This is a genomic window from Maricaulis virginensis (assembly GCF_027922185.1).
Lineage (GTDB): Bacteria > Pseudomonadota > Alphaproteobacteria > Caulobacterales > Maricaulaceae > Maricaulis > Maricaulis virginensis.
In genome coordinates, this window is the sequence record NZ_BSFE01000003.1 from 260,594 (window position 1) to 273,952 (window position 13,359).

The 13,359-nt window shown below is 64.9% G+C and carries 12 protein-coding genes and 1 other RNA gene; 8 read left to right on the plus strand and 5 right to left on the minus strand.

Annotated features, from left to right (window positions below; translation table 11 throughout):
• Nucleotides 1-11 precede the first annotated feature (11 nt).
• Together PKE71_RS07225 and cysQ are read right to left on the minus strand one after the other, a co-directional pair.
• Nucleotides 12-1,331 (minus strand): methyl-accepting chemotaxis protein, encoded by a 1,320-nt coding sequence (locus PKE71_RS07225; RefSeq protein WP_271186279.1) that lies wholly within the window; start codon nt 1,329-1,331, stop codon nt 12-14.
• Between the two features lie 94 nt (nt 1,332-1,425).
• Entirely contained in the window at nt 1,426-2,238 is an 813-nt protein-coding gene (gene cysQ / locus PKE71_RS07230) for a 3'(2'),5'-bisphosphate nucleotidase CysQ (protein ID WP_271186280.1), read from the minus strand.
• 126 nt (nt 2,239-2,364) lie between these two features.
• Here cysQ and PKE71_RS07235 point away from each other — a divergent pair, with 126 nt between their 5' ends.
• Nucleotides 2,365-3,360, plus strand: coding sequence for a glycosyltransferase family 2 protein (locus PKE71_RS07235; protein WP_271186281.1), 996 nt, complete (start codon nt 2,365-2,367; stop codon nt 3,358-3,360).
• Nucleotides 3,361-3,368: 8 nt separating this feature from the next.
• Here the strand turns inward: PKE71_RS07235 and PKE71_RS07240 are convergent, their stop codons facing one another.
• The gene (locus tag PKE71_RS07240) at nt 3,369-3,950 is read right to left on the minus strand and encodes a hypothetical protein (RefSeq protein WP_271186282.1); all 582 of its coding nucleotides are present in this window, start codon (nt 3,948-3,950) and stop codon (nt 3,369-3,371) included.
• Between the two features lie 206 nt (nt 3,951-4,156).
• On the opposite strand from PKE71_RS07240, the gene PKE71_RS07245 reads away from it, so the two are divergent.
• The 4 genes from PKE71_RS07245 to PKE71_RS07260 all read left to right on the plus strand — a co-directional run bounded on the left by PKE71_RS07245 (nt 4,157) and on the right by PKE71_RS07260 (nt 5,669).
• The gene (locus tag PKE71_RS07245) at nt 4,157-4,447 is read left to right on the plus strand and encodes a DUF4164 family protein (protein ID WP_271186283.1); all 291 of its coding nucleotides are present in this window, start codon (nt 4,157-4,159) and stop codon (nt 4,445-4,447) included.
• Between the two features lie 5 nt (nt 4,448-4,452).
• A complete protein-coding gene (locus PKE71_RS07250; RefSeq protein ID WP_271186284.1) occupies nt 4,453-4,875 on the plus strand; it encodes a cell division protein ZapA in 423 nt (140 codons plus the stop codon).
• A gap of 36 nt (nt 4,876-4,911) precedes the next feature.
• Nucleotides 4,912-5,071, plus strand: a non-coding RNA gene (ssrS, locus tag PKE71_RS07255) — 6S RNA.
• Nucleotides 5,072-5,093: 22 nt separating this feature from the next.
• Nucleotides 5,094-5,669 (plus strand): 5-formyltetrahydrofolate cyclo-ligase, encoded by a 576-nt coding sequence (locus PKE71_RS07260; RefSeq protein ID WP_271186285.1) that lies wholly within the window; start codon nt 5,094-5,096, stop codon nt 5,667-5,669.
• A 64-nt stretch (nt 5,670-5,733) separates the two neighbouring features.
• Here the strand turns inward: PKE71_RS07260 and ahcY are convergent, their stop codons facing one another.
• Both ahcY and metK read right to left on the minus strand, forming a co-directional pair.
• Nucleotides 5,734-7,161, minus strand: coding sequence for an adenosylhomocysteinase (gene ahcY, locus PKE71_RS07265; RefSeq protein WP_271186286.1), 1,428 nt, complete (start codon nt 7,159-7,161; stop codon nt 5,734-5,736).
• A gap of 114 nt (nt 7,162-7,275) precedes the next feature.
• Entirely contained in the window at nt 7,276-8,442 is a 1,167-nt protein-coding gene (metK, locus tag PKE71_RS07270; protein WP_271186287.1) for a methionine adenosyltransferase, read from the minus strand.
• Nucleotides 8,443-8,683: 241 nt separating this feature from the next.
• Between metK and metF the strand changes: the two genes are divergently transcribed.
• From metF to metH, 3 genes are read left to right on the plus strand one after another with little or no spacing between them, the layout of a single operon-like run.
• On the plus strand, nt 8,684-9,589 hold the full coding sequence (gene metF, locus PKE71_RS07275) for a methylenetetrahydrofolate reductase [NAD(P)H] (protein ID WP_271186288.1): 906 nt from the start codon (nt 8,684-8,686) through the stop codon (nt 9,587-9,589).
• A complete protein-coding gene (locus PKE71_RS07280) occupies nt 9,589-10,647 on the plus strand; it encodes a homocysteine S-methyltransferase family protein (RefSeq protein WP_271186289.1) in 1,059 nt (352 codons plus the stop codon). Before metF ends, PKE71_RS07280 begins: the two co-directional genes overlap by 1 nt.
• 13 nt (nt 10,648-10,660) lie before the next feature.
• On the plus strand, nt 10,661-13,321 hold the full coding sequence (metH, locus tag PKE71_RS07285; RefSeq protein ID WP_271186290.1) for a methionine synthase: 2,661 nt from the start codon (nt 10,661-10,663) through the stop codon (nt 13,319-13,321).
• The last annotated feature ends 38 nt before the right edge of the window (nt 13,322-13,359 follow it).

A 13,359-nucleotide genomic window follows, 5' to 3' on the forward strand; every position in this document is an offset into this window, starting at 1 on the left:
CGGGATCTGACCTAGGCTGCCCGGATGCTTTCCAGGAACTGGGTGACCTGGACGTGCAGCTCGCCGGAGGCCGAGGTGAGGTCGCTCGAAGCGCGCTGCATCCCGGCGGTCGCATTCCGGCTCGATGTCATGGCCGTGTCCAGCCGCGCGACATTCTCCGCGACGCGCTCCGAACTGGTATTGGCGATCCGGGCACTGTCATCGATCTGATGGGTGGCGCTGGACTGGTCCTCGACCGCCTGGCGGATCGTTCCTGACAGGGCACTGATGCGGTCGATCGTTGCGGCGATATTGCGGATCGCGGTTTCCGACTGACGGGCGACGTCCTGCACCGAGGCCACCTGGGCCGTGATGTCTTCCGTGGCCTTCGTGGTCTGTTCGGCCAGGGCCTTCACTTCGCTGGCCACGACGGCGAAGCCCTTGCCGGCCTCGCCGGCACGGGCGGCCTCGATGGTGGCATTGAGAGCGAGAAGGTTGGTCTGGCTCGCGATCTGGCTGATCAGTTCGACAATCTCGCCGATCGTGCGGCCCGTCTCGGACAGGCGGCCGACGATCTCGTCGGTCTTGCGGGCCTCGGCGACGGCTGTCGCGGCGATCTCGGCGGCCTGGCCGGCATTGGTGTTGATGTCGGCCACCGACATGGACAGCGCATCCGCCGAGCGGGAGACCGTTTCCACCTGGGTGCGCGACTCGCCGGACGCCGTGCGCACTTCCTGCAGGGAGGCCAGGGACTGTTCCACCGCCGCCTGCAGGTCGCCGGAATGGCGCCCGACCGTGCCGGCGGCATCGGTCAGCGTGTTGACGACGGTGAGGACCGAGCGTTCGAAATCCTCGGCGACCTGGCGCATCAGGGCTTCGCGTTCACGCGCGATCTCCGTCTGCTGGGCGTATTGCCGTTCGGCCTCTTCACGGGCACGGTCGGCCAGATTGGTGCGGAATTCGATCACCGAACGGGCAATGGCGCCGATCTCGTCACCGCGGTCGGCCCCGTCGATCTCGATGTCGAGATCGCCGCTGCGCAGCCGGTCCAGCCCGGTCTGTAAGCGCCCCAGCGGGTGCGCAACGCCCAGGGCCAGCCACACGGCCAGGCCGAGGAAGGCCAGGCCGACAGGCGCACAGGTCAGGCCGATCACCAGCATCTGGTCGGCAATCAGCCCGTCGATATGGGCGGCGATATCACTGGAGACGAAGGCCTGGGCAGCTTCGGGCGAGCCGAGCTGGCCGAGCATGGCCTGGCGGAAGGCGTAGAAGGCGAAGGCGGTCCCGCCCATCATGATGGCACCGGCGGTGACCACCATCACGACGAAACGGCCTTTGATCGAAAGGGTCACGGTTAAGACGCCCCTGGCTGCTGTGCGGACTTCCGGATATCCCGGTCTGGGTCCGATCTTGTGCGCCGTGAGCGTAAAAATGAGGTAACCGCGATCAGCCCTGCGTCAAAGAGTCCGGCCGGCCCCAGGCGACAAATGCGCCATTGAGATAATCGGTGTCCGACTTGCCGTAGAGGAAGGGGTCGCCTTCCGGCGTCAGGACATCGCCGCCGGCCGCTTTCAGCACGGCATGGCCCGCGCCGGTATCCCATTCGCAGGTGGGGCCGAAGCGCGGATAGACATCGGCCAAACCTTCCGCCACGAGGCAGAATTTCAGCGAGCTTCCTGCCGAAACCTTTTCGGTGACGCCGACACTGTCGGCAAAGGCGACGGTCTTCTCGTCGGCGTGCGAACGGCTCATCACGGCCGTCCGGCCGCCTTCGGGTGCCTGGCGCGTGGTGATCGGCTCGAGCGCGTCGCGGCTGACCGGCTGACCGGGCTTCAGCGCGCCGGCCCAGGCGGTCTCGCCGCCGACAAAGATGCGCTCGCGCGCCGGCGCATAGACGCAGCCTGCAGTCGGGGTGCGGTCCTCGATCAGCGCGATATTGATGGTGAACTCACCGTTCTTGTTGATGAATTCCTTGGTGCCGTCGACCGGGTCGACCAGGATGAAAGCGCGGCCCGTATCCGGACGCAGGCCGGCGCTGAAGCTTTCCTCGGCGAGCACCGGCACGTCCGGTACGCACTTTGCCAGCTCTTCCAGGATAATGGCTTCGGCCAGCTCGTCCGCATCGGTGACCGGCGAGCGGTCTGCCTTGCCGCGCGTATCGAAATCGCTGTTATAGACCTCCATCACCTTCACCGCCGCAAGGCTGCAGATACGGGCGAATTCGAAGGCAAGCGCATTGCGGTCGGCGGGCAGGGACATCGTCGGCATAACCTGATGAGAAACGGCGTAAAGAAGTGATCCCCCGGGGCATAGGGGAATTGCCCTGCCGCGCCAAGCCTGTATGCAGGGGTGCCGGCGCGGGCCGGATCAGGACTGGAGCAGGATGTGGCGCAGGCGCCGGACATTTCCGTACACATTGTCGCCTATCGCAGCCGTGACACGATCGGGCGCTGCCTTGCCGCGCTCGAGGCCCAGACCGTACGGCCGGGTGAAGTCCTGGTGCTGGAAAACGGGTCTCCGGAAGGCGAGCGTGTGACGGCCTCAGACCTGCCAGACTGGGTGACCTTTATCGAGTCCGGCGCCAATCTGGGCTTTGCTGCCGGCAATAACCGGCTGGTCGAGAAAAGCTCGGGGCGCTGGGTGGTCTTTCTCAATCCCGATGCCTTTGCGCGGTCCGACTGGATCGAGCAGCTGACAGCCGCGATCGAACGCTATCCGGATATCGCCCTGTTCGGCTCGACCCAGTACAGCGCCGAACGGCCGGACCTGCTCGACGGGGCAGGCGATGTCTATCACGCGGCCGGGCTGGCTTATCGGGCGGCCTATATGCGCCCCGTTTCTTTCCTGCCCGAGGAGGGCGAAGTGTTCGGGCCCTGCGGTGCCGCGGCCATGGTCCGGCGCGACGTTTTCGAGACACTGAACGGCTTCGACGAGAGCTTCTTCTGCTACAATGAGGACGTCGATCTGGCGTTCCGCGCCCGCCTGCTGGGACACCGGGCGATCCAGCTGCGTGACGCGGCCGTCGATCATATGGGCTATGCCTCGTCCGGGCGGCGGTCGGAGTTTGCCACCTATCACGGCGTGCGCAACCGGGTCTGGGTGTTTGCCCGCGATATGCCGGGCTGGCTGTTTCCGGTGCTGGCACCATTCCACATCGTCGCCAACCTCGCCCTTTGGGGGGCGTCGGCGCGGCAGGGCCAGTTCGGGCTCTACGGCCGGGCTATCCGGGATGCCCTGGCCGACTGGCCACGGATCATGCGGGAGCGTCGCGACCTTCAGGCTGCGCGTGCGGTAAAGCCGTCAGTCTTTGCGCGGATGATGTGCTGGAATTCCCGGGCGCTTCTGACCCGCGAGCCGGATATCCGGCCGGTTCAGCGCTGAACCGGGCTTCAGCATTCTATTTCCTCGAGCGCGATCAGCTCCGCGCGCTGCAGATCGATCGTGTTGCGCTCGAAATCCCAATCCGGCCAGATGCCGATATAGCCGTGATCCCAGACGCAGGTGGGAGGGGATACGTCAAAGGTGATGTCCTGATAGTCGTCACCGACAGCGTAGCGTTCCCATCCGTCCTGGCCGATCCCCGGCAGGAAGACGTTGAAGCGCACGCCTTCCGCCGGCTGGTCGCTGGCGGCGCGGACCCGGAAGGTCAGGCGGAGGCGCCGGCCCTGCAAGGCCTCCAGCTCATTGGGCGCCAGTGCGAAAAAGGCCCCCGCCGACTGCATGCCATCCAGCGGTCCGCGCGATGCCGCGACGCGCACGAAGGCGGTCTGCCCCTCGGTCAGGAAGGTCGCTTCCAGCCCGTTGCCCGTGCCGATCGCGTTCAGCGTATCGCCTTCATAGACCAGGCCCTCCGCCTGGATCTGTTCCGGTGTCCGCTTGGCGGAATCGCCGAAAGCGAGGGCGCCGGCGACCATGCCGCCCGTGACGAGGGCGGCGATCGGGTAGAAGGCCCAGTCAGGCAAGGAAAACATCGCGCATCCCGTGATCGCGTTACCGGAGCGACTGTTTGGCCCTTGATGCGCAGAAGGTCAATCGCGCCGTCTCGCCCGTGCATGGTCTGCAACGGACTCAAATTGGCCGCGTTTTGCTGATGACATCTGCCACGAACGCCAGTGTGTCCGGCGGAAAACTTGAGAGGTCACTTGAACTTTTCACCGACGCAGCCGATTCTGGACGTATGAACGTGCGTCCGGAATTGCCCGCAGATCCGCTCAAGGAGGCCGTAGCCCGGCTCGACGGCGCGATGACGCGTGTCGAACGCGTGGCCGGCCGTATGCGGTCCCGCGTCGAACGGGCCGAGACGGCGGCCGACCAGGCCCGCAACGCCGATGACGACCGGGCGCGGCTGGCCGAAGCCCTGGACGAGGCGCGCGGCCGTGAGGCAGCGCTGCATCAGGCTGCCCAGGAAGCCTCCGATGCGCTCGACCGGGCGATCGAGGATTTGCGTGGTCTGGCGGGTGAGGAGTAGGCGGCATGTCCAAGGTCACCGTGACGCTCAATGGCCGCGAATTCACCATCGGCTGCGAAGACGGCCAGGAAGCCTATCTGCGCGAGCTGGCCGGACAGCTTGATGCGCGCGTCGGCGGGATTGTCGAGCAGGTCGGCCAGATCGGCGACGTCCGGCTCCTGCTGATGGCGGCCCTGATGCTTATTGACGAGCACAAGGAAACCGAGCGGCGGATCGAGGCGCTGGAAAACCATATCGAGCGGCTGCGCCACGAACGTCATGGGGCGGCGAGCCTGCAGGCCGAAGAACGCCAGCGCATGGTGAGCTGCCTGATCGATGTGGCCGAACGTCTGGAGGCCTTTGCCGCCGATCTGGAGGGCGAGCCGCCGGCCGGGCCGGGTGAGGAAGACGGGACCCCCGCTGCGCACCTCGCGGATGCCCGCGCTTGAGACTGGCGCCGGAAAACGCCACATAGACACCGTGACGGTTATCTGCTGCGTGCGACAGGAGCGTTTATCCCGCTGACCGTACATCTCCACGAGGGAGCTGCCTCTGTTCGGGACCGTGGTCCCTTGCAAGCGGCGCCCACCTGAATTGTCGGGTCCGTGGGGATACACACGCACCACCGGCGCAAGTGGAGCCGTCACACCCGCTGTCCGCCAGGATCATGACTGAAACGACTGACGCAAAATCCGTCCTGAGGCGCCGTCTGATCGCCGACCGCATTGCCGCATCGGCCGCCCGGCCGGAGGCCGGCGAACGGCTGGTTGATCATTTTGCGCCCAACTGGCGGCCGCGCGCCGGCATGGTCGTGGCGGGCTATCATCCGCTGCCGCACGAGATCGATCCCGGGCCGCTGATGGCGTCATTCGCCGCGGCGGGCGCCCAGCTCTGCCTGCCTGTCGTCCAGGGGCGGGACCGGCCACTGGTCTTCCGGTGCTGGCGCGCCGGCGACACGCTGGAAGCCCGGGCCTTCGGGGTGAAGGAACCGACCGACCGGGCACCCGAAACCGTGCCCGATCTGGTTCTTGTGCCGCTGGTCGGCGTGGATCGCCAGGGTGTGCGCCTGGGCTTCGGGGCGGGGTATTACGACCGCACGCTGGCCAGGCTGCGCAAAGCCGGCGAGGTGCGGGTCGTCGGGCTGGCCTATCCTGAACAATGCGTCGACCGCCTGCCTTGCGAGGATCATGACCAGCGTCTCGATGCGCTGGTCACCGACGAAGGCTGGCAGGCTTTCGCCTGAGCACAAAAGGAAACGCCCCGCCGGATGGCAGGGCGCTCCGCATTCTTCAAAGCCCGGACGTGGCCTAGTAGCGATAGTGTTCCGCCTTGAAGGGGCCGGCCTGCGGCACGCCGATATAATCGGCCTGGTCGCTGGACAGTTCGGTCAGCTTGGCGCCCAGCTTGTCGAGGTGCAGGCGGGCGACCTTCTCGTCCAGGTGCTTGGGCAGGATGTAGACCTCGTTCTTGTATTCGTCGCCCTTCGTCCAGAGCTCGATCTGGGCGAGCGTCTGGTTGGTGAAGGAGGACGACATCACGAAGGAGGGGTGGCCGGTTGCATTGCCCAGATTCACCAGACGGCCTTCCGACAGCAGGATGATGCGGTTGCCATCCGGGAACTGCACGAGATCGACCTGCGGCTTCACATTGGTCCACTGGAAGTTCTTCAGGCTCTCGACCTGAATCTCGTTGTCGAAGTGGCCGATATTGCAGACGATCGCCATATCCTTCATGGCGCGCATGTGATCGACAGTGATGATGTCCTTGTTGCCGGTCGCGGTGACGAAGATGTCCATCTCGGCGGTGACATCGTCCAGGCGCACGACCTCGAAACCGTCCATGCAGGCCTGCAGGGCGCAGATCGGGTCGATCTCGGTGACATAGACGCGGGCGCCGGCGCCGCGCAGCGACTCAGCCGAGCCCTTGCCGACATCGCCATAGCCGCAGACGACGGCCTTCTTGCCGGCCATCATCACGTCCGTGCCGCGGCGGATGGCGTCCACGAGGCTTTCGCGGCAGCCATAACGGTTGTCGAATTTCGACTTGGTCACGCTGTCATTGACGTTGATGGCCGGGAAGGGCAGCTCGCCGCGCTTGGCCATCTGGTAGAGGCGCATCACGCCGGTCGTGGTCTCTTCGGAGACGCCCTGGATGGCGCTCTTGGCCTTGGTGAACCAGCCCGGCGTGGCTTCGAAGCGCTTGCGGATCTGGGCGAAGAGTGCGGTCTCTTCCTCGGACTTCGGGTGATCCAGCAGGGAATGATCGGCTTCGGCCTTCTCGCCCAGGATCAGGTACATGGTGGCATCGCCGCCATCGTCCAGGATCATGTTGGCGGTTTCGCCGTTCGGCCAGTGGAAGATGGCGTCGGCATAGTCCCAGTACTCTTCCAGCGTCTCGCCCTTGTAGGCGAAGACCGGGATTTTCTGCTCGGCGATGGCCGCCGCCGCATGGTCCTGGGTAGAGAAGATATTGCACGAGGCCCAGCGGACCTCGGCGCCCAGCGCGACCAAGGTCTCGATGAGAACCGCGGTCTGGATCGTCATGTGCAGGGAGCCGGCGATACGCGCGCCCTTCAGGGGCTGGGCCTTGCCGAATTCCTCACGCAGGGCCATCAGGCCCGGCATCTCGATCTCGGCCATCTCGATCTCGGTCCGGCCCCATTTGGCCAGCGAGATGTCCTTGATGACGTGGGGGTGGTCGGCGGCGAACTGGGTTTTATCCGCAACAGCAGTCATGACCTTCAGGTCCTCTTCGTGTTTCGGGTTTCTGACGGGGCGCTGGATGAGCGCCGGAAATACCGGGGCCGGCGCATGGGTGCGGCCGGCCCCGTCTTATCGGTTTGGCGTGGTCTAGGCGAGCCCGCGCAGTGCATCCACCAGGTCGGTCTTCTCCCAGGAGAAGCCGCCATCCTCGGCCGGCTTGCGGCCGAAATGGCCGTAGGCCGCGGTGCGGGCATAGATCGGCCGGTTGAGCTTCAGATGGGTGCGGATGCCGCGGGGCGACAGGTCGACCAGCTGGCGCAGCGTGTCTTCCAGCTTCACCTCATCGACCTGGCCGGTGCCATGGCAGTCGACATAGAGCGAGAGCGGCTTGGACACGCCGATCGCATAGGACACCTGGATCGTGCAGCGCTTGGCCAGGCCGGCGGCCACGACATTCTTGGCCAGATAGCGGCAGGCATAGGCGGCCGAGCGGTCGACCTTCGTCGGGTCCTTGCCCGAGAAGGCGCCGCCGCCGTGCGGTGCGGCGCCGCCATAGGTGTCGACGATGATCTTGCGGCCGGTGAGGCCGGCATCGCCGTCCGGGCCGCCGATCACGAAAGTGCCGGTCGGGTTGACGTAGAACTCGTCCTCCGGCGGCAGCCAGCCATCGGGCAGCACCTCCTCGACGACCGGACGGACCAGCTCGCGCACCTGGGCCTGGTCGAGATTGGCCTTGTGCTGGGTCGAGACGACGACGGACGTGATCCCGGCGGGAATGCCGTTCTCATAGCGCATTGTCACCTGGGACTTGGCGTCCGGCTCGAACTCCGGCCGTTCGCCGCTCTTGCGCAGCTCGGCCATCCGCTTGAGGATCTTGTGGGAATACAGGATCGGTGCGGGCATCAGCTCCGGCGTCTCGTCCGAGGCATAGCCGAACATGATGCCCTGGTCGCCAGCGCCTTCATCCTTGTCCTCGCCCGCATCCACGCCCTGTGCAATGTGCGCGGACTGTTCGTGCAGGAAATTCTGGAAGTTGGCGTGCTTCCAGTGGAAGCCTTCCTGCTCATAGCCGATATCGCGGACCGCCTCGCGGGCGGCCTGCTCGATCTCGTCATTGTCGATCTCTGCCGCACAGCGGATCTCGCCTGCCAGGATGATCTGGTTGGTCGTGGTCAGGGTCTCGCAGGCAACGCGCGCTTCGGGGTCCTTGGACAGGAAAAGGTCGACGATCGTGTCGGAGACACGGTCGCAAACCTTGTCCGGATGGCCTTCGGAAACGCTCTCGGAGGTAAAGATGTATGACGGTCTGCTCACTGCGCATATCCTCATATAAAGATCGCTTTATATCGCTTGGGGTAGAACAGATACGCGCACCGGATGCAAGCCTCTTGGTGCAAACACGCCCGGCGGTCCGGCTGCAGCCACCCCCTTCCAATCCGTCTCACATAAAGATATCTTTATGTCGTCATGTTATTGCGCTATATGTCGGTGCAAGCGAATTCGACATGCCCTGAAACACCGGCCGCGCGCCGGCAGGGCCAGCTGAAGGTGACCCATGAGTGCGGACGGCAGTACGATACAGGCCCGGAACGGACTGAACGTGTCCTTCGAATTCTTCCCGCCCAAGACCGAGGCGATGGAAGAGACGCTCTGGGAGTCGATTTCCCGGCTGGAGCCCCTGTCGCCGAACTTCGTGTCGGTGACCTATGGCGCCGGCGGCTCGACCCGCGACCGGACCCACCGGACCGTGCGGCGTATCGTGCGCGAGACCGGTATCCGGCCCGCCGCGCACCTGACCTGCGTGTCGGCCACGCGGGACGAGATCGATGATGTGATCCGCGACTACTGGTCTGCCGGTATCCGGCACATTGTCGCCCTGCGCGGCGATCCGCCGGACGGTATCGGCGAGGCCTACACGCCGCATCCGGGCGGCTATGCCAACGCCGCGGAACTCGCGGCCGGAATCCGCAAGATCGGCGATTTCGAGATTTCCGTCGGCTGCTATCCGGAGAAGCATCCGGAGAGCCGCGATTTCGACTATGATATCGACCTGCTCAAGCAGAAGATCGACAATGGCGCCACGCGCGCCATCACCCAGTTCTTCTTCGAGCCGGACGTGTATTTCCGCTTCCGCGAACGGGCGGAGCGCGCCGGCATCACCATCCCGATCGTGCCGGGCATCATGCTGCAGGCCAATTTCAACGGTCTCAAGCGGATGGCGGGGCTGTGCGGGGCCAGCCTGCCGGCCTGGCTGCACGAGGCCTATGACGGGCTCGACGAGGATGCAGGCACCCGCAAGCTGGTCACCGCCCACGTCGCCGCCAAGCTGTGCAGCAAGCTGCAGGCCGGCGGTGTCGACAATTTCCACTTCTACACGCTCAACCGGGCGGAGCTGGCGCTTTCCACCTGCCAGCTGCTCGGTGTGAAGGCCGAGCAGCGCGAAGCGGTGGGGGTGGCGTGATGACATCAGGCGAACGAGTTGAAGCGCTTGCAGCGCTTGGCCGCGAGCGTGTCCTGATCCTGGACGGTGCGATGGGCACCCAGATCCAGGACCTCAAACTGGATGAAGAGGGTTATCGCGGCGAGCGTTTCGCCGACTGGCCGTCGGCGATCAAGGGCAATAACGACATCCTCAATCTCACCACGCCCGACGCCGTGAAGGCGATCCACAAGGCCTATTTCGAGGCTGGTTCCGACATCGTCGAGACCAATACCTTCTCGGCCACCTCGATCGCCCAGGCCGATTACGGCATGCAGGAGCTCGCGCCCGAGATTGCGCGCGAAGGTGCGCGCCTGGCCCGCGAGGCCGCCGATGCGATCGAGGCGGAAACCGGCACGCCGCGCGGCGTGGCCGGGGCTATCGGGCCGACCAACAAGACGCTGTCCATTTCGCCGGATGTGAACGATCCCGGATTCCGTGACATCGACTTCGAAACCATCCGCAAGGCCTATCACGAACAGGCCGCGGCCATGGCCGAGCATGTCGACTTCTTCCTGATCGAGACCGTGTTCGACACGCTCAATGCCAAGGCTGCCATCAAGGCACTGCTCGATCTGAAGGCTGAAACCGGCATCGACCGGCCGATCATGATTTCCGGTACGATCACCGACCGCTCCGGCCGCACCCTGTCCGGCCAGACGGCCGAGGCTTTCTGGTATTCCGTGCGCCATGCGCGTCCCTGGGCCGTCGGGCTGAACTGTGCGCTGGGGGCCGAGGAGATGCGGCCCTATATCGCCGAGATCGCCCGGGTCGCGGATACCCGCATCATCACCTATCCCAATGCCGGCCTGCCCAATGACATGGGCGAGTATGACGAGACCCCGGAAGAGACGTCCGGCTTCGTCGGCGAATGGGCGCGGTCGGGCCTGGTCAATATCCTGGGCGGGTGCTGCGGCACCACGCCGGAGCATATCCGGGCCATCGCTGAGTCCGTGAAGGGCGCCAAGCCGCGCCGTCCGGCCAGACGCGAGCGGGCGATGCGCCTGTCCGGCCTCGAACCCTTCGAACTTTCCGCCTGAAGGCAATTATTCCATGGCTGTTGCTGTACCCACCTTCGTCAATGTCGGCGAGAGGACGAATGTCACTGGCTCCGCCCGCTTCCGCAAGCTGATCACGGAGGGCGACTATGCGGAGGCCGTCTCGGTCGCCCGTCAGCAGGTCGAGAACGGTGCGCAGGTGATCGACGTCAATATGGACGAGGGCCTGCTCGACAGCGTCGAGGCGATGACGGTCTTCCTGCGCATGATCGCCGGCGAGCCCGATGTGGCCCGCGTGCCGGTGATGATCGACAGTTCGAAATGGGAGGTGATCGAGGCCGGTCTGCAGAATGTGCAGGGCAAGGCGATCGTCAACTCGATCAGCCTGAAAGAGGGCGAGGAGCAGTTCCGCGAACATGCCGAAAAATGCCTGGCCTACGGCGCCGCCGTGGTGGTCATGGCTTTCGACGAGACCGGTCAGGCCGATACCGCCGACCGCAAGTTCGAGATCTGCGAACGGGCCTACAGGATCCTCGTCGACGAGATCGGCTTTCCGCCCGAGGACATTATCTTCGATCCCAACATCTTTGCGGTGGCGACGGGCATCGAGGAGCACAACAACTACGCGGTCGACTTCATCGAGGCGACGAAGCGGATCCGCGAGAACCTGCCTGGCTGTCACGTCTCCGGCGGCCTGTCGAACATCTCATTCTCTTTCCGCGGCAATGAACCGGTCCGCCGGGCCATGCACTCGGTCTTCCTCTATCATGCCATCAAGGCGGGGATGGATATGGGGATCGTCAATGCCGGCCAGCTCGATATCTACGACGATATCGACGAAGAACTGCGCGAACTGGTCGAGGATGTTATCCTCAACCGGCGGGATGATGCGACGGACCGGCTGCTGGAAACCGCCGAACGCTATCGCGGCCAGGGCGGCGGCACTGCAAAGGAGCGCGACCTTTCCTGGCGCGAGGCTGCGGTCGGCGACCGTATCCGGCACGCCCTCGTGCACGGGATCAACGAGTTCATTGTCGAGGACACCGAAGAGGCGCGCCAGCAGTTCGATCGTCCCCTGCATGTGATCGAAGGACCGCTGATGGACGGGATGAATGTCGTTGGCGACCTGTTCGGTGACGGCAAGATGTTCCTGCCCCAGGTGGTGAAGTCGGCGCGCGTGATGAAGCAGGCGGTGGCCCACCTCATTCCCTTCATGGAGGAGGAGAAGGAGGCCGCGGGCGAGGAGCAGTCGTCCAATGGCCGTATCGTGCTCGCGACCGTGAAGGGCGATGTCCACGATATCGGCAAGAATATCGTCGGCGTTGTGCTGCAGTGTAACGGCTATGACGTGATCGATCTGGGCGTCATGGTGCCCTGCGAGAAAATCCTGGAGACCGCCCGCAAGGAGAAGGCCGACGTGATCGGCCTGTCCGGACTGATCACACCCTCGCTCGACGAGATGGTGTTCGTGGCCTCCGAGATGGAGCGCAAGCAGATCGAGATCCCCCTGCTGATAGGTGGTGCGACGACCTCACCGGCGCACACGGCCGTGAAGATCGACCCGGCGATCTCGGTCGCGCCCGTCATCCACGTCCTCGATGCCAGCCGTGCGGTCGGCGTGGTGTCCAAACTCCTCTCCGACAGCCGCGACGATTACGCCCGCGATGTGCGCGCCGATCTCGCCAGGATCCGCGAGCGCCGCCTGGCCGCCCGCTCGTCAAAGAAGCGCGTGCCGCTCGCCGAGGCGCGCCGCAAGGGCTGGGATTGCGACTGGTCGCAATACACCCCGCCCCGTCCGAACTGGACCGGGGTGAAGACCTTCGAGCCGGACGTGGCGACACTGGTCGACTATATCGACTGGACGCCCTTCTTCTTCACCTGGGAGATGAAGGGCAGCTATCCGGCGATCTTCGACGACCCCAATCGCGGCGAAGCGGCCCGGTCTCTGTTCGACGACGCCCAGGCGATGCTGAAGCAGATCGTGGATGAGGGCCTGCTCAAGCCGCGCGCAGTCTGCGGCTTCTGGCCGGCCAATCGCAATGGCGATGATGTGGTGCTCTACACGGACGACAGCCGCACGACTGTGCTCGATCGCTTCTACGGGCTGCGTCAGCAGGCTGCGAAGTCGAATGACCGGCCGCATCTCAGCCAGTTCGATTTCCTCGCGCCCGAGGGCAATGAGGACTGGATCGGCGGCTTTGCCGTCACCGCCGGCGACAATCCCGACGTGCTTGCGGCCTTCGAGAAGGCCAAGGACGACTACAGCGCCATCATGTTCAAGGCGCTGTCGGATCGCCTGGCCGAAGCTGCGGCGGAATGGCTGCACGAGCAGGTGCGCAAGCACCATTGGGGCTATGCGCCGGACGAGGCCCACTCCAAAAGCGAACTGATCGAGGAAGCCTATGCCGGCATCCGCCCCGCGCCGGGCTATCCCTCACAGCCCGACCACACCGAAAAGGTCACGCTCTTCAAACTCCTCGACGCTCCGGAGAATGCAGGCATCAGCCTGACCAACTCCTTCGCAATGATGCCGGCCTCATCGGTGTCGGGCGTCTACCTCTCTCATCCGGACAGCCATTATTTTGCCGTCGGCCGGATCGAACGCGACCAGGTCGAGGACTATGCCGCGCGGAAGGGCTGGACGGTCGAGGAATGCGAGCGGATGCTGGCCCCCATCCTGGACTATGCGCCGGGCGATGTCCGGCAAAGCGCCTGAGTGCGGCGCCTGTCTTAGTGGTTGTTGCTACCTTGGGG